Origin of the sequence: Micromonospora humida (assembly GCF_016901255.1) — a bacterium.
Lineage (GTDB): Bacteria > Actinomycetota > Actinomycetes > Mycobacteriales > Micromonosporaceae > Micromonospora > Micromonospora wenchangensis.
On sequence record NZ_JAFEUC010000001.1, the window covers coordinates 754,000 to 770,178 of the forward strand.

General features: G+C 72.1%; 10 protein-coding genes. 3 read left to right on the plus strand and 7 right to left on the minus strand.

The features are described from left to right. Nucleotides 1-38: 38 nt before the first annotated feature. From JQX11_RS03065 to JQX11_RS03075, 3 genes are read left to right on the plus strand one after another with little or no spacing between them, the layout of a single operon-like run. Nucleotides 39-452: an L-rhamnose mutarotase gene (locus tag JQX11_RS03065; RefSeq protein WP_232377013.1), complete on the plus strand. Its 414-nt coding sequence runs from the start codon at nucleotides 39-41 to the stop codon at nucleotides 450-452. Then, entirely contained in the window at nucleotides 449-1,474 is a 1,026-nt protein-coding gene (locus JQX11_RS03070; protein ID WP_204923404.1) for a zinc-dependent alcohol dehydrogenase, read from the plus strand. The genes JQX11_RS03065 and JQX11_RS03070 overlap by 4 nt, the downstream gene beginning before the upstream one ends. 35 nt (nucleotides 1,475-1,509) lie before the next feature. After that, on the plus strand, nucleotides 1,510-2,310 hold the full coding sequence (locus tag JQX11_RS03075; RefSeq protein ID WP_307826037.1) for a hypothetical protein: 801 nt from the start codon (nucleotides 1,510-1,512) through the stop codon (nucleotides 2,308-2,310). Nucleotides 2,311-2,407: 97 nt separating this feature from the next. Here JQX11_RS03075 and JQX11_RS03080 read toward each other — a convergent pair whose 3' ends face one another. The 7 genes from JQX11_RS03080 to JQX11_RS03110 all read right to left on the minus strand — a co-directional run bounded on the left by JQX11_RS03080 (nucleotide 2,408) and on the right by JQX11_RS03110 (nucleotide 16,085). Then, nucleotides 2,408-6,694 (minus strand): discoidin domain-containing protein, encoded by a 4,287-nt coding sequence (locus tag JQX11_RS03080; protein ID WP_204923405.1) that lies wholly within the window; start codon nucleotides 6,692-6,694, stop codon nucleotides 2,408-2,410. A gap of 99 nt (nucleotides 6,695-6,793) precedes the next feature. Next, entirely contained in the window at nucleotides 6,794-9,670 is a 2,877-nt protein-coding gene (locus JQX11_RS03085; protein WP_204923406.1) for a galactose-binding domain-containing protein, read from the minus strand. 115 nt (nucleotides 9,671-9,785) lie between these two features. Continuing rightward, nucleotides 9,786-11,411, minus strand: coding sequence for a glycoside hydrolase family 13 protein (locus JQX11_RS03090; protein ID WP_204923606.1), 1,626 nt, complete (start codon nucleotides 11,409-11,411; stop codon nucleotides 9,786-9,788). A 71-nt stretch (nucleotides 11,412-11,482) separates the two neighbouring features. Further along, nucleotides 11,483-12,370: a carbohydrate ABC transporter permease gene (locus JQX11_RS03095; RefSeq protein WP_204923407.1), complete on the minus strand. Its 888-nt coding sequence runs from the start codon at nucleotides 12,368-12,370 to the stop codon at nucleotides 11,483-11,485. Between the two features lie 3 nt (nucleotides 12,371-12,373). Then, nucleotides 12,374-13,333, minus strand: a complete 960-nt coding sequence (locus JQX11_RS03100) for a carbohydrate ABC transporter permease (RefSeq protein WP_088646828.1) — start codon at nucleotides 13,331-13,333, stop codon at nucleotides 12,374-12,376. A gap of 67 nt (nucleotides 13,334-13,400) precedes the next feature. Further along, nucleotides 13,401-14,777: an ABC transporter substrate-binding protein gene (locus JQX11_RS03105; protein ID WP_204923408.1), complete on the minus strand. Its 1,377-nt coding sequence runs from the start codon at nucleotides 14,775-14,777 to the stop codon at nucleotides 13,401-13,403. A gap of 306 nt (nucleotides 14,778-15,083) precedes the next feature. After that, nucleotides 15,084-16,085, minus strand: a complete 1,002-nt coding sequence (locus tag JQX11_RS03110; RefSeq protein ID WP_204923409.1) for a LacI family DNA-binding transcriptional regulator — start codon at nucleotides 16,083-16,085, stop codon at nucleotides 15,084-15,086. Between the last annotated feature and the right edge of the window lie 94 nt (nucleotides 16,086-16,179).

Sequence of the window (16,179 nt, forward strand, 5' to 3'; positions counted from 1 at the left end):
CCGACCGACGGCGACCCCCACCAATATAGAGACATCCGATGTTTTCCCCGACGGCGGCCGTCCCACGGCCCGCCGCCGTGGACCGGCGGTTACCACCCGCACCGAAGGGGCGTGACGTGCAGCGCTACGGCTGGTTGATCCGGCTCCGACCGGAGCACCGCGAGACCTATCTGCGCCTGCACGCCGCCGTCTGGCCCGACGTCGAACGGACGCTGCGCGCGGCGAACATCCGCAACTACAGCATCTTCCTGCACGGCGACCTGCTCTTCGGCTACTACGAGTACGTCGGCGAGGACCACGACGCCGACCAGCGGCGCATCGCCGACGACCCGCGCACGCAGGAGTGGTGGACGTTGACCGACCCGTGCCAGGAGTCGGTCGCCGAGCCCGCCTCGGGGCACTGGTGGGCGCCGATGCGGGAGGTCTGGCACCTGTCCGAGGAGGAGTCGTGAACCACAGCGCGCACTACGTCGGCGACCGTACCTTCGTCGTCGAGCGGACCGCCGTCGTGCCGCCCGGCCCTGGCCAGGTGCGCATCGACGTCGCGTACACCGGGATCTGCGGCACCGACCTGCACGTGGCGCACGGCGCGATGGACCAGCGGGTCCGGGTGCCGGCGGTGATCGGCCACGAGATGTCCGGACGCATCGCCGAGGTCGGCCCCGGGGTGCGGGGGCACCGGGTGGGCGACCCGGTGACCGTGATGCCGCTGGAGTGGTGCGGCGACTGCCCCGCCTGCCGGGCCGGCAACAGCCACATCTGTCACCGGCTCACCTTCGTCGGCATCGACTCCCCCGGGGCGATGCAGCGTTCGTGGACGGTGCCCGCACGCATCGTGGTGCCGCTGCCGGCAGACCTGCCGCTGACCCACGCCGCGCTGATCGAGCCGACCGCCGTCGCCGTGCACGACGTACGCCGGTCCCGGCTGACCGCCGGTGAACACGCGGTGGTCGTCGGCGCCGGGCCGGTCGGCCTGCTCATCGGGACGGTCGCGCGGGTCACCGGGGCCGAGGTGACGGTGCTGGAACTCGACCCGCGCCGGCGGGCCCTCGCCACCGAACTCGGGCTGCGTACCGTCGACCCGGCGACGGTGGACGTCGCCCGGCACGTGCACGAGACGACCGGCGGCGCCGGGGCGGCCGTGGCCTTCGAGGTGTCCGGGTCCGCCGCCGGGGTCCGCACCGCGACCGACCTGCTCGCCGCACGCGGCCGGCTGGTCGTCGTGGCGATCCACCCCACCCCCCGGGAGGTGGACCTGCACCGCGTCTTCTGGCGCGAACTGGAGCTGATCGGGGTGCGGGTGTACGAGCGGGAGGACTACACCGAGGCCGTCCGGCTGGTGCATGCCGGCCTGGTGCCCGCCGGGCGGCTGATCACCCGGGTCGTGCCGCTGCCCGAGGTGGCCGAGGCGTTCCGGGCGCTCGCCGCCGGTGGCGAGGTGAAGATCCTCGTCGACTGCGGCGTCACCGGGTGAAACCCGGCCGGACCCGACCGTGTGATGATCGGCGGGTGCGGGTGCTGCTGGCGACCGACGCGGGGCACCCCGGGCGGGCCAACGAGGATTTCGCCGGGGCGGTGCCGGCCGGCCTGGTGCTGGTCGACGGCGCGGGCGGCGTCCCCGGGGCCGGCGAGGTCTGCCGGCACGGCGTGGCCTGGTACGCCCGGCGGCTCGGCGGCGCGCTGCTGGGCGGGCTGTCGACGGGCGGGAGCCTGCGGGCGGTGCTGGCCGAGGGCATCGGGCAGGTCACCGACGCGCACCGGGGCACCTGCGACGTCACCCACCCGAGCAGCCCGTACGCGGCCGTGGCGGTGCTGCGGTGCGCCGGTGGGCTGGTCGAGCACCTGGTCCTCGGGGACGCGGTGGCGGTCGTCGGCCGGGTGGCCGGCGGGCCGCTCGTCGCCCACGACCCCCGCGAGCCGGTGATCGCCCGCTCCTTCGAGCGGCGGCTGGTGGGCGTGGCCGAGGGCAGCGGGGAGCACCGGCGGTTGCTGGCCGAGTTGCGGGGGCACCGCAACGCCCCGGGCGGCTTCTGGGTGGCCAAGGACGACCCGGGGGTGGTCGACGAGGCGGTCACCGGCGACTGCCCGGCGGTCGGGGTGACGGTGGCGGCGTTGCTGAGCAACGGGGCGAGCCGGCTCGTGGACACCTTCGGGCTCACCGACTGGGCGGGCCTGCTGCGTCTTCTCGACACCGAGGGGCCGGGCGGGATCATCAGGCGGGTCCGGGAGGCCGAGGCCCGGCACGGGGTCGCCACCGACGACGCGACGGTGCTCGGGTGGCGCGGGACGGGACCGGCCGCCGACGACTGAGCCGCGGCGGCGCGGAGGACCACCCGGGCCGGGCGGCCCTCCGCGCAGGCCACCCGGCCCGGTCGACCCGACGCCGCGGCGTCGGCTGATCGGTGGATCAGTTTCGGACGATGGTGAAGGTGCTCGTCGTGTTGCGGACGTCCTGGTGGTTGTCGCTCAGTCGCAGGTTGGTGAACGTCGCCGAGCCGACCGCCGGGCCCTGCCCCGCCTCGGGCATCTCGTTGACCCAGATGCCGAAGCCAGACTTCGCGTCGAACGCGTCACCACTGCGCCGGGCCCCGGAGATCGACACGTCGGTGAGCACCGTGTCGGTGATCGGGTTCTCCGGCTGGCCGCCTGTGTACTTGGTCTGGAACATGATCCCCGAGTACGTCGGGTCGACGATGTCCACGGCGCTGACCCGGATGCCCCGGAACTCCTTGGACGCGGAGAACAACCACATCGCCGGGAACGTCTGACCGCCCCAGAAGTGCCCGCCGGAGCGGATCAGCGAGACGTTCTCGAACCGGGTGGGTGGGCTCGCCCCGAACCCGACGAACGGGTAGCCGAAGTCCAGCGAGCTGATGGTGATGCCCGAGTACGTCAACTGGTCGGCGAGGTAGAGGTTGCGGAAGGTGTTGTCGTAGCCGCCGTACACGGCGATGCCGGCGGCCCGCCAGGTCAGCGTGGCGGTCAGGTTCTCGAACACGTTGCCGTGGTTGCCGCCGGAGCCGCCGGAGTCGGTGGCGGAGAACAACGCGAACGCGTCGTCGCCGTTGGAGCGGCCCTCCGTGTTGGTGACCAGCGCGTCGGTACTGCCGTTGGTCATGTTCACCCCGTCGGCGAAGGTGTTGCGGAACCGGCTGTCCCGGATGGTCAGCCCGTCCACGCTCACCCCCCAGTACGCGCAGACGGTGTGCTCCACCCAGACGCTGTCCAACGTCAGGTCGTCGACGTCCTTCAGCTCACCCCACACCTTGCCCGGACCGTCGATCCGGTTGGTGTAGTTGCCGAAGAACGCCAGGTGGGCGAAGGTCGACCCGCTGGCCGAGGACTCGACCCGGAACCCGGCATCGGTGTTCTGCTGGTTCGTCGGCGTCTGGAAGCGGGTGTACCACATGCCCGCGCCGACGACCTTCACCGCCTTGCCGTACACCTGGAGCTTCTGCGCGGTCTCGTAGCTGCCGGCGGGCAGGTAGACGCCGACCAGGGTGCCGGTGGTGTCCATCCGCACCGCGTCCAGCGCGTTCTGCACGTCGGCGTGGCTGAAGCCGGTCGGCACCTTGTACCGGGTCGGGTCCGGGTTGGCGCGCGGCGACACCAGCTCGGTGTTGACGAAGTCGATCGCGTACGTGGTGGCGTTCGCCGGGTCCTTCTGGAGCCGGATCCGGCTGCCCGCCGCGACGGTGGAGTCGAGCAGCACGTTCGCCTCGTCGTAGAGGTGCCGGGGCGCGCCCGCGCCTGGCGAGTCGCTGGGGGCGGCCTCCGCGCCGTAGAGCCAGATGTGCTTCGAGGTGAGGCTGATCGGCTTGTGCAGCACCCCGTTGACGTAGACGTTGAGCGTCGCGTCGATCCCGCCGCCGCCCGGCGCGTCCGGGATGGAGAAGCGGGTGACCAGGGCGTTCGCGGCCGACCTGGTGGTCCACTCGACGTACGCGCCGGTGGTGTTGAGGGTGACCGCCCGCCGGCCGGACGCCTCGCCGGCCAGGTCGCCGATGGTGCGGTTCGGGCCGATCACCTGCGCGCCGCCGCCGACCGAGCCGTCCTCGGCCTCGTACGCGTCGTAGCCCAGGTTCGCGCCCCGGCCGACGAACAGCGGCCGGTCGCTGGAGTTGTTCTGCCGCTTCACCGGCAACTCGTTGGCGTCGTCGGCGAGCACCACCCGCACGGTGTGGCGGCCGTTGGCGGCGGTCCAGGTGCCGAGCGACACCGGGCCGGCGGTGGCCCCGGCGGCGATCGTGCCGGAGTACGCGCCGGTCAGCGTGCGGACCACGGAGCCTGCGTCGTTGAGCACGGTGAGCGTGATGCCGTGCGTGCCGCTCGCCGACGCGATCGTGCCCTGGTTGCGCAGCGTCACCGCGAAGCTGACCGTGGCGCCGGCGGCCGGCGTGCCCGGCGACCACGTCACGGCCGAGGCCACCAGGTCGGAGCTGGCCACCGGGCTGACCGTCAACGCGGTCGGGTTGGTGTAGGAGTTGTTCGCCTCGTTCTGCTCGATCACCGTGTTCGCCTCGTCGACCTTGGCGGTGAGCTGGTAGCTGCCGGCGTCGCGAACGCCGATGCTCGCCGAGACGGTGGTGGACGCGCCGGCCGCGAGCGCGCCGACGGCGGCGGTGCCGACCTTCGTCGTACCCAGGTAGAGGGTGACGGTGGTGGCGGCGGACGCGGCGGTGCCGGCGTTGCGCACGGTGGCGGACAGGGTGATCGCGTCGGTCTCGACAGGCGCGGTGGGCGAGGCGGTCAGGGCGGTGACGGTGAGGTCCGGGTTGGCCGCCGGCACGCCGATGACCTGGAATTCCGCGACCTGCCCGTTGGACGAGCCGGAGTTCGCGGTGAACTGCAACCGGACGTCCGCGGCGGTCGCCGAGACGGGGACGGTCACGGTGTTGCCGGTGTTCGGGTTGAACGAGTACGTCGCGGAGCCGACCAGGCTGGTGAACCCGGAGGCGGACTGCTCCCGCCCGAGCACCTGGAACGTCTGGGTGCGCGCGCCCCACGCCGGGTCCGGGTTGAGCTTCACCACCACCGCGCTGATGCTGGCGTTCGCGCCCAGCGCGACGGTCAGCGTGCCCGGGTACGCGCCCGGCGCGCCCTCCCAGTAGGTGGTGACGTCGTTGTCGACCGCGTTGGCGGCGTTGAACACGTGCACCACCGACGACGCGGTGGCCGGCTTGCCGACGGCCAGGTTGGTGCCACCGGTGGTGCTGCCGGGGCGGGTGACCGTGTTGCTGCTGGCGGACACGTTGCCGGCGGCGTCGCGGGCGCGCACCTGGTAGGAGACGGTGGCGCTGTCCGGCTGGCCGTCGGTGTAGGTCAGCGTGGAGCCGCCGACGGTGGTGCGCAGCGTGCCGTTGGCCCACACCTCGTAGCCGGTGACGCCGACGTTGTCGGTGGACGCGGTCCAGGTCAACCGGATCTGGCCGCTCGCCGGCTGGGTGTAGGCGAGGTTGCCGGGCGCGGTCGGCGCGGTGGTGTCGCCGGTGTTGCCGGTGCGGGTGACCGTGTTGCTGTTGGCGGACACGTTGCCGGCGGCGTCGCGGGCCCGCACGTAGTACGACACGGTGCTGCCGGCGGGCTGGGTGTCGGTGTAGGTGAGCGTGGTGCCGCCGACGCTGGTGCGCAGCACGCCGCCCGCGTAGATGTCGTAGCCGGTGACGCCGACGTTGTCGGTGGACGCGGTCCAGGTCAGCCGGACCTGGTCGGTGGCCGGCTCGGTGAACGCCAGGTTGCCGGGCGCGCTGGGCGCCTGGGTGTCTCCGGTCGCCGCGCCGTAGATCTCCAGCTCGGCGAGCTGTCCGGCGGGCCAGGCGTTGTTCGCGGTGAACAGCAGCCGCAGGTAGCGGGTGGACGCGGTGGGCACGGTGACGTTGACCGTGTTGCCGCCGGCCGGGTCGAACGCGTACGACGCGGACGCGACGAGCGTGCCGAACGTGGAGCCGGTGGTGCTGCCCTGCACGGTCAGCGTCTGGGTGCGCGCGCCCCAGCCGGTGGGCAGCCGCAGCACCAGCCGGTTGACGCTGGTGGTGGCGCCCAGGTCGGCCTGGATCCACTGCGGGAACGCGTTGTTCGGGCTCTCCCAGTAGGTGCCCGCGTTGCCGTCGTTGGCGTTGCCGGCGGCGTACACGTCGGAGTGGCCGCTCTCGGTCATCGTCTTGCCGAGCGCCAGGTTGGTCGAGGAACTGGCGGTGCCGTAGACCTCCAGCTCGGCGAGTTGGGCGGCGGCCCAGCCGGTGTTCGCGGTGACGACGACGCGCAGGTAGCGGGCGTTGGTGGCGCTGAAGCCGAGCGTCACCGTGTTGCCGGCGGCCGGGCCGAACGAGCGGGCGGCGGACGCGACGACAGTGGTGAAGCCGCTGCCGTCGGCGCTGGCCTGCACGGACAGCGTCTGAGTGCGGGCCTCCCAGGCGGCGGGGAGCTTGAGCACCACCTGGTCGACGGCGCGGCCGGTGCCGAGGTCGACCTGGGCCCACTGGGGCAGCGCGCCGCTGCTCTCCCAGTAGCTGCCCTGGTTGCCGTCGGTGAGGTTGGCGGCGACGTAGGGCCCGTTGACGCTGCTGGCGGTGGCGGGCCGGCCGGCGGCGAGGTTCGGGCCGCCGGCCGCGAGAGCCGGCGGGGCGGGCGCCGCGGTGACGGCCAGGCCGACCGCGGCGAGCACCGCGACGATTCTGGTACGGAGTCTGGACATGGTGGACGGACACCTTCTTCCCGGGGGAGGTGGAGAGGCGTTGACGGGGGTGGGGGGTGTGGTGCGGCGGGGACCCGGGCGGGTCCCCGCCGCGCCGGGTCAGGAGGCGTAGACCTCGAACTCGGAGAGCTGACCGGCCGGCCAGCCGGTGTTGCCGGTGAACGTCAGCCGCACGAAGCGGCGGTCACCGGCGGGCAGCGCGATCGACACGCTGTTGCCGGACGCCGGGTCGAACGCGTAACCGGCCGCCGCCTTGAGGGTGGTGAACGACGAGCCGTCGGTGGAGCCGAGCACCGTCACCGTCTGGGTACGGGTCTGCCAGGCCGCCGACGGCGGCAGCTTGAGCACCACCCGGGCGACCGGTCGGGCGCTGCCCAGGTCGACGGTCACCGACTGGGGGAAGGCGTTGTTGGCGCTCTCCCAGTAGGTGTTCGGGTTGCCGTCGACGGTGTTGCCGACGCCGTAGACGTCGGCGTGGCTGGTCTCCGCGACCGGCCGGCCAGCGGCCAGGTTGCCGGCCGGCGGAGCGGTGGTCGGGGGCGGCGTGGTGGCGGGTGGCGTCGTGGTGGGCGGCGGGGTGGTGACGCCGCCGCCGTACACCTCCAGTTCGGCGAGTTGGGCGGCCGGCCAGCCGGTGTTGCCGGTGACGGTGACCCGGACGTACCGGCGGGTGCCCGACGGCAGCGCGATCGAGACGCTGTTGCCGCCCGCCGGGTCGAACACGCGGCCCGCCGACGCGGCGAGCGTGCCGTAGGAGGAGCCGTCGGTGGAGCCGAGCACGGACAGCGTCTGCGTGCGGCGCTCCCAGCCGGCGGGGAGCTTGAGCACCACCCGGTCGACGGTGCGCGCCGCCCCGAGGTCGACGGTCAGCGACTGCGGGAACGCGTTGTTGGCGCTCTCCCAGTAGCTGCCCGCGTTGCCGTCGACCGCGTTGCCGGCCGCGTAGGACTGGTTGACGCTGGTGGCGGTGGCCGGCCGGCCCAGGGCCAGGTTCCCGCCGGCCGGCGGGGTGGTCGGGGGTGGGGTGGTCGGCGGGGCCGTGGTCGGGGGCGCGGTGGTCGGCGGGACGCTGGTCGGCGGCGGGCTGGACGGGCCGTTGCCCCACTGCGGCTGTGGCCACGGCCCGCAGTACGGGGTGGGCGTGTACCAGCCGGAGTTGCCGGTGCCCTGGGTGATCTGGAAGCCGCTGCCGACGCAGTTGTGCATCGGGTTGGCCTGGGCGATGTTGGTGGCCCGGACGCCTGTGAAGCTGACCTGGCTGGGGGCCTGCACCTGGAGCGCATAGGTGCCCGCGCCGTCGATCCGGACGTTGTTGAACGCGATTCCGCTGGTCTGCCCCTCGATCCAGTGCAGCGCCGCGTAGGAGCTGTCCAGGATGTCGGTGTCGGTGACGTTGACGGCCGCGCCCTGGATCGGCTCGTTGAGCGCGGAGAACCAGATCGCGCCGACCCCGAAGTTCCAGTTGTAGTCGGAGTTGCCGTTGCGGATCAGGGTGTTGCGGGCCACGGTGATGGTGCCGGCCACCGCCGTCGGACCGGTGACCCCGGGGTAGCGGTTCGCGACGTGGATGCCGCCGCCGTTGGTCACCGAGTCGGCGGTCACGTTGTCGGCGATGGTGATGTCCCGCCCGCCGTAGGTGACCAGGTGGTTGGCCAGGACGGTGACGCCGATGGTGTTGCGGGTGAAGGAGTTGCCGACGTTCGGCACGCTCTGCGCCCACATGGCCAGCGCGTCGTCGCCGGTGTTGCGGACGAACGTGTTGGTCACCGTGGAGTTGGTGACGCCCCAGTGGAAGTTCACCCCGTCGGCGGTCTGGTCGAGGATGCGGCTGTTGCGGATGGTGAAGTTGTCCATCGGGCCGTCCATCCACGCGCCGACCTTGGTGTGCTGCAACCACAGGTTGTCCACCACCGAGTTCGTCATCGCGCCGCCGATGGCGTTGACCTGGTCCTCGTCGACCCGCTCCCGGATGTCACCGATGATGGCGAAGTCCCGCAGCGTGACGTTGCGGCTGGGTCCGCCGGCCTCGTGCGAACGGATCTCCCCGGAGTAGCCGCCGCCGGGTACGTACTTGCCGTAGATGCCGGCGGCGCGCTTGCGGTCGGCGGGGTGCCGGCCGCCGAGCACCGAGTACCACGGCCCGGCCCCGCGCAGCGTCACGCCGTCGACCACCACGTGGTCCCACAGGGTGAACGTGCCGGCCGGGATCCACACCGCCCTCCCCTGCGCCCTGCCGGCGTCCACCGCGGCCTGGAACCTCGCCGTCGAGTCGGTGCCGCCGGTCGGGTCCGCGCCGAAGTCGGTCACCACGTCCAGCACGCCCGAGGGTTTGGCGATCGGCGACCCGACCAGCTCGAAGTCGGCCAGGTCGATGGTGAAGGTGGGTGACTGGGCGGTCGAGGAGACCTGGAGGCGGATCGTCGTGCCGGCCGGGTAGGTGGTGCCGAACATGGTGCGGGTCTCGTCGTAGAAGTGGTGCGGGTTGGTGTCGCCCGGGTTGTTGTTGAACGGGTATCCGCCGTAGTACCAGCCGTACCGGGAGGTGACCGGGACGGCCTTGACCAGGGTGCCGTTGGCGCGCAGGTCGATGCTGGCGTCCCGGCCGGTGCCGGCGGCGTTGTCGGGCAGGCTGTAGCGGAAGGTGACCGCGTTCGCCGGGGCGGTGAGGGTGAACTCGACGTACTCGCCGACCGCGTCGAGGGTGACCGCCTCCCGGCCGGACGCCTCGGACGGCAGCGTGCCGTAGCGCCGGTCGGGGCCGATCCTGGTGCCGGTGTGGACGGCCTGTTCCGCCTCCTGCTCCCGGAACGGCACGGTCGCGCCCCGGCCGGCGATGTCGAACGGGGACAGGCCGGCGGCGTGCGCCGGGGTGGCGGTGGAGGTCAACGCCACGACGGTCAGTGTCGAGGCGGCGAGTACGGCGGCGGCCAGGGCCGCGAGCCCGGTGGGGCGTCGGTGGTGCGGGTGCTCGGCCATGCGGGGTGTGCTCCCTTTCGTCGGTGGCCAGGTCCCCCGTGCGGCGGTGCTGCTGTCTCCTTCCCTTCCTCCCCAGGTGTTCCGGCGGCCGGGACGGGCCGCCGGGTGGTGCGGTTCAGGCCGGCCGGGTCCGCAGCCAGACCGCGGTGTCCGGGGGCAGCCGGTCGTCGTGCAGTGGCCCGCTGGCCAGCAGCACCCGGTCGTGGGCGGGCAGCGCCACCGCCTCGGCACCGAGGTTGACCAGGCAGGCGAACCCGGGTTCCCGGGCGAACGCGAGCACCGGTGGCGGCGCGGGCAGCCAGGTCAGCGTGCCGTCGCCGAGGGCGGGTTCGGCCCGGCGCAGTGCCAGCGCGGCCCGGTACAGCTCCAGCATCGAGTGCGGGTCGCCGGTCTGGGCGCGGACGGTGCGGTCCTTCCAGTCGGTCGGCTGCGGCAGCCAGGGGGCGGCGGCGGCCCCGTCGGGGCTGAACCCGAACGGCGGGGTGTCTCCCTGCCAGGGCAGCGGCACCCGGCAGCCGTCGCGGCCCGGGTCGACCCGCCCGGAGCGTTCCCACATCGGGTCCTGCCGCAGCGCGTACGGGATGTCCTCGACCTCCCACAGGCCCAGTTCCTCGCCCTGGTAGACGTAGGCGGCACCGGGCAGGGCGAGGCTGAGCAGCGCGGCGGCCCGGGCCCGGCGGGTGCCGAGTTCCAGGTCGGTGGGGATGCCCTCGCGCTTGGCGGCGAAGCTGAACCGGGTGTCGGCCCGGCCGTAGCGGGTGACGTGCCGGGTGACGTCGTGGTTGGACAGCACCCAGGTGGCCGGGGCGTCGACCGGGGCGTGCGCGCCGAGGGTGCCGTCGATGCTCTCGCGCAGCGCGGCGGCGTCCCAGGCGCAGCCGAGGAAGTCGAAGTTGAACGCGGTGTGCAGTTCGTCCGGGCGCAGGTAGTCGGCGAACCGCTGCCGGTCGGGCAGCCACACCTCGCCGACCAGCGCCCGCCCGCCCGGGTAGGAGTCGGCGATGCGCCGCCAGGCGCGGTAGATGTCGTGCACGCCGTCCCGGTCGTGAAACGGGTGCGGCCGGTCCGGGTGGACCTCCGGCAGCGTGCCGTCCTTGACCAGCAGGCCGGCGGAGTCGATCCGGATGCCGTCCACGCCCCGGTCGAACCAGAAGCGCAGGATGTCCTCGAACTCGGCGCGGACCCGGGGGTGGTCCCAGTTGAAGTCGGGTTGTTGCGGGGCGAACAGGTGCAGGTACCAGTCGCCGGGGGCGCCGTCCGGGTCGGTGGTGCGGGTCCAGGTGGGGCCGCCGAACTCGCCCGTCCAGTCGGTGGGTGGCAGGTCGCCGTCGGGTCCCCGGCCGGGACGGAACCAGAACAGCTCCCGTTCGGGGGCGTCCGGGCCGCCGGTGAGCGCGGCCCGGAACCAGGGGTGCGCCTCCGAGCAGTGGTTGGGCACCACGTCGACGATGGTCCGGACGCCGAGCGCGTGCGCCTCGGTGATCAGCGCCTCGACCTCGGCGAGGGTGCCGAAGACCGGGTCGATGTCGCGGTGGTCGGCGACGTCGTAGCCGGCGTCGGCCATCGGTGACGGATACCAGGGGCTGAACCAGATGGCGTCGACGCCGAGGGCGGCGAGGTGGTCCAGGCGGGAGCGGATGCCGGCGACGTCGCCGATCCCGTCGCCGTCGCCGTCGGCGAAGCTGCGCGGATAGACCTGGTAGATCACCGCGGAGCGCCACCACGGGCTGCTGTCGACCATGGGCACGGTCACCTGCTTTCTGCGGGTCGGTTCTGCTGCGGCGGGCCGCGAGCGGCGGGCGGGGTGCCCGGTCAGCCCTTGAGGCCGCCGGTGGTCAGGCCGGACATGATGTTCCGTTGGAAGATCAGGAACAGCACGACGGTGGGGATAGCGGCGATGACCGAGGCGGCGATCACCACGTTCATCGGGGTGCCGCCGGCGAAGGCGTAGATGCCGACGCTGACCGTGCGGGTCTCCGGTGAGGGCATGACCAGCTTGGGCCAGAGGAAGTCCTTCCAGACCGCAGTCACCGCGAAGATCGCCACCACGCCGAGGATCGGGCGGGACATCGGCAGGACGATCGACCAGAGGGTGCGCAGCGGTGACGCGCCGTCGACGACGGCGGCGGCCATCAGGTCGTCCGGGATGGAGTCGAAGAACCGTTTGAGCAGGAAGATGTTGAACGCGTTGGCGACCAGCGGCAGCCAGATCGCGAACGGGGAGTCGAGCAGGTTGAGGTGCACGACCGGCAGGTCGATCACGGTCACGTACTGCGGGACGATGAGCACCATCGCCGGGATCATCAGCGTCGCCAGCATCATGGCGAGGATCAGCCCGCCCAGCACCGGGCGCAGCTTCGACAGCGCGTACGCGGCGGCGGTGTCGAACACGAGTTGGAACAGCACCGCGCCGGTGGCGTAGTAGAAGGTGTTGAACAGCAGCTTGGCCAGGTCCAGGTTGGTCCAGGCGTCGACGTAGTTGCCCGGTTGCGGGTCGTGGGGGAACAGCGACGGCGGCGTCTGGGCGATCTCCTGGCCGCTCTTGAGCGCGCCGGTGACCATCCAGTAGAGCGGGCCGAGGAAGACCAGCGTGAACACGACCACGACGACGGTCAGCACGGTCCAGTAGAGGACCCGGCCGCGTCCGCGTCGCAGTTGTGCCGGGGCGATGAGGGACCGGGTGGTGGGGTCGGCGGCCATGTCCTAGTCCTGTCTCGCGGTCAGTCGCAGGTAGACGGCGGAGAACCCGGCCAGCACCACCAGCATGATCACGCCGAGCGCGGCGGCGCCGTTGAGGTCGTTCTGGAAGAAGCCGTGCTGGTAGATCAGGTACGCCACCGAGGTCGCCGAGTCCTGGGTGCCGGCGCCGTTGGCGAGGATCAGCGGCTCGATGAACAGCTGCATGGTGGCGACGATCTGGAGCATGGCCAGCAGGGCGAGGATCAGCCGGGTCTGCGGGACGGTCACGTGGACGATGCGCCGCCACAGTCCGGCGCCGTCGAGTTCGGCGGCCTCGTACAGCTCGCCGGGGACGTTCTGCAACGCGGCCAGGTAGATCAGCACCGCGCCGCCCATGTTCATCCAGGTCGACGCGAGCACCATGGCCGGCATGGTCATGGTGGGCGACTGCATCCACTCGGAGGTGGGCAGGCCGAGCGCGGTGAGGACCGCGTTGAACAGTCCCGCCCCGCTCGGGTCGTAGGCGTAGAACTTGAACAGGAACAGCGCGGACGCCGGGGGCAGCATCACCGGCAGGTAGACCAGCACCCGCAGGTAGCCGGTGGCGTGGCGCAGCTCGTTGAGCAGGATCGCCACGAGGAACGGGACGGCGTAGCCGAGCACCAGGGCCAGGCCGGTGAAGACGAAGGTGTTCTTCCAGGCCGTCCAGAAGCTCGGATCGGCGATGATCCGGGCGTAGTTGTCCCAGCCGACCCAGGTGGTCTCGCCGCGTCGGGTGCGCTGGAAGCTCATCACCACGCCACGCACCATCGGGTACCAGGAGAAGACGGCGAAGCAGACGAGCGCGCCGACGAGGAACGTGTGCCCGGTCAGGTTGTCCCGTACCCGCCGGCCGCGTCCGGCCCGTCGCGCGGGGGTGGGCTGCGGCGACGGCGTGGGGCGGCCGGGGCGGCGGGTGGCTCCCGGGGCGGCGGTGAGCGCCAAGGCAACTCCCTGCGGTAGTGGGTCGCGGTGGCGTGGGGGCCGGGTGGCCGGCCCCCACGCGGGCGGGTCAGCTGTCGGCGGCCAACAGTTGGTTGATCTTGCCTTCGGCCGTGCTGAGCAGGGCGTCGATGTTCGCGTTCGGGTTCGTCAGCACCCCGGACATCGCGGCGTCGAGGACCGCGTAGATGGCCTGGGCGTTGCGCGGCTCGCCCTTGATCGGCACCGGGTTGGCCTCGAAGGCCGCGAAGTTGGCGGTGTCCACGTTGGCGTTGGCCTTGCGCAGGTCCAGTTCCTGCTTCTGCGCGTCGCTGCCGGCGGCGAACAGCAGCGGCTGGGGCAGGCCCACCGGGTAGTTCTGCGGCTTGGCCCGGACGTAGTCGAACTGGCCCTTGCCCGGGGTGAGCTTCTGGAAGGCGATCCACTTCAGGCCGGCCCTGACCTGCTCGGGCGACAGGCCCTTCTTGAAGAAGTAGCCCTCGCCGCCGCCGAGCGTCGCGGTCGCCGGCCCGTCCTGGCCGGGCAGCGGGCCCATCGCCCAGTCCTGGTAGCGGCCCTGGAACTGGGTGACGATCGCCTGGGTGGCGTCGGGCGCGCCGATGAACATGCCGACCTTGCCGGCGCCGGCGTTGGTCAGCAGGTCACCCCACTGCAGGAGCTGGCGGCTGCCCATGCTGTCGTCGCCGTGGCGCATGTCCCTGAGGTTCTGCAGGACCTGCCTGCCCGCCGGGTTGTTGACGTCGGCCTTCTTGCCGTCGGCGGTGAGCACCTGGCCGCCCTGCGAGTAGAGCAGCGCGGTGAAGTGCCAGCCGCCAGTGTTGCCGGCGCTGTACTCGGAGTAGCCGGCGACGCCACCGCCGAGCGCGGAGATCTTCTTGGCCGCGGCGCGCACCTCGGGCCAGGTCTTCGGCGGGGTGGCCGGGTCCAGGCCGGCACGTTGGAAGAGCGCCTTGTTGTAGATCAGGCCCATCGAGTAGTTCTTCACCGGTACGCCGTAGAGCTTGCCGCCGTCGGTGAAGACCTCCTTGAGCGCCGGGTCGACGCTGTCCCAGGTGGGGATGGTGTCCCTGGTGGCGTAGTCGGTGATGTCCATGGCCTGGCCGGAGTCCAGCACCTGCGTCAGGTCGGTCATGTAGCCGTAGAAGACGTCGGTGACGGTGCCGCCGGCGAGGCGGGCGGTGAAGTCCGGCGGGTTGTTGCACTGCTCGCCGACGCTGACGCTCTTGACGACGATGTCCGGGTTCTGCTGCTGGAACGCGGCGACGTCGTCGTTCCAGTTCTTCAGCAGTTCCTTCTGCGCGCCGACCGGCTGGCAGTCGACCGTGATGGTGACCTTGCCGCCGGCGTCGCTGCTGTCGTCGCTCTTGGTGGAGCACGCCGCCAGGCTGAGCCCGAGGCCGGCCGCGAGCGTCAGGGCCGCGACCTTCCGGTACTGCGGTACGGACATCTGTCCATCCCTTCGGGAACGGTTATCCATGACCTGCACTGATCTGCGGTGACCGGGCGGCAGCCGGTGACGGGGGTGGTGGGGTGGCAGCCGCCCGCGCCCTGCCCCGGACTCGGTGCCCGGGGTCGGGGTTGAGTGGAGTCAATGTAGCGACGTGGACTCTTTACAGCAAGGTTTCGACCGCATGACGAAAGAAATCGACTCTGGAGTGGTTGATCGCAACGATGCCACCCCCGGACAGCAGAACGGCCGTCGACCGCGGGTGCGGTCGACGGCCTCAGGGCGTCGCGGGTCGGTCGTGACGGGTCAGTCGCGGGGCACGGGGGCGGTGGAGCCGCGTACCACCAGTTCGGGTTCGAAGAGCAGCTCGTCGTGCAGCACGCCGGCCCCCTCGATCTGGGTGACCAGCAGATCGACCGCGGCCTGCCCCATCGTCTCGATCGGTTGGCGCACCGTGGTCAGCGGCGGATCGGTGCAGGTCATGAACGCCGAGTCGTCGAAGCCGACCACCGACACGTCGGCCGGCACCGCGCGGCCGAGCCGGCGGGCGGCCCGGACGGTGCCCAGCGCCAGCACGTCGCTGGCGCAGATCACGCCGGTCACGCCGCGCTCGATCAGCCTGGTCGCCGCGACCCGGGCGCCCTCCATCGAGAAGCTGGACCGCTCCACCAGGTGGCGGTCGGTATCCCAGCCGGCGGTACGGACCATCGCGTCCAGTTTGCGCCGCGACGGGATGTGGTCGGCCGGACCGAGCACCATGCCGATCGTCTGGTGACCGAGCGAGCGCAGGTGCCCGTACGCCTGCTCGACGGCGACCGCGTCGTCGGTGGACACCCGGGGAAAGCCCAGTTCCTCGACGCCCGCGTTGACCAGCACCACCGGCAGGCCCCGGTCGGTCAACCGCCGGTAGTGCTCGTGCGAGGCGTCGGCCAGCGCGTACGAGCCGCCCGCGAAGATGACCCCGCTGACCTGGTGGTCGAGCAGCATCTCCACGTAGCCGGACTCCGGCACGCCGCCGATGGTGCGGGCGCACAGCGCCGGGGTGAACCCCCGTTGGGCGAGCGAGCCGGTGACCACCTCGGCCAGCGCCGGGAAGATCGGGTTCTGCAACTCCGGCAGCACCAGGCCGACCAGCCGGGCCCGTTCGCCGCGCAGTTTCGTCGGGCGTTCGTAGCCGAGCACGTCGAGGGCGGTCAGCACCGCCGCCCGGGTCGCCTCGGACACTCCCCCGCGGCCGTTGAGCACCCGGCTCACGGTCGCCTCGCTGACTCCCGCCTTGCGGGCCACCTCCGTCAGACGCTTCGTCACGGCGGCAATACTACGTCGGATTCTTGCAAAAACTGAACAGTAGGACGGCGAGAATCGGTCCGACCCGGACCGCCACGACGTCGGAGCGGGTCAG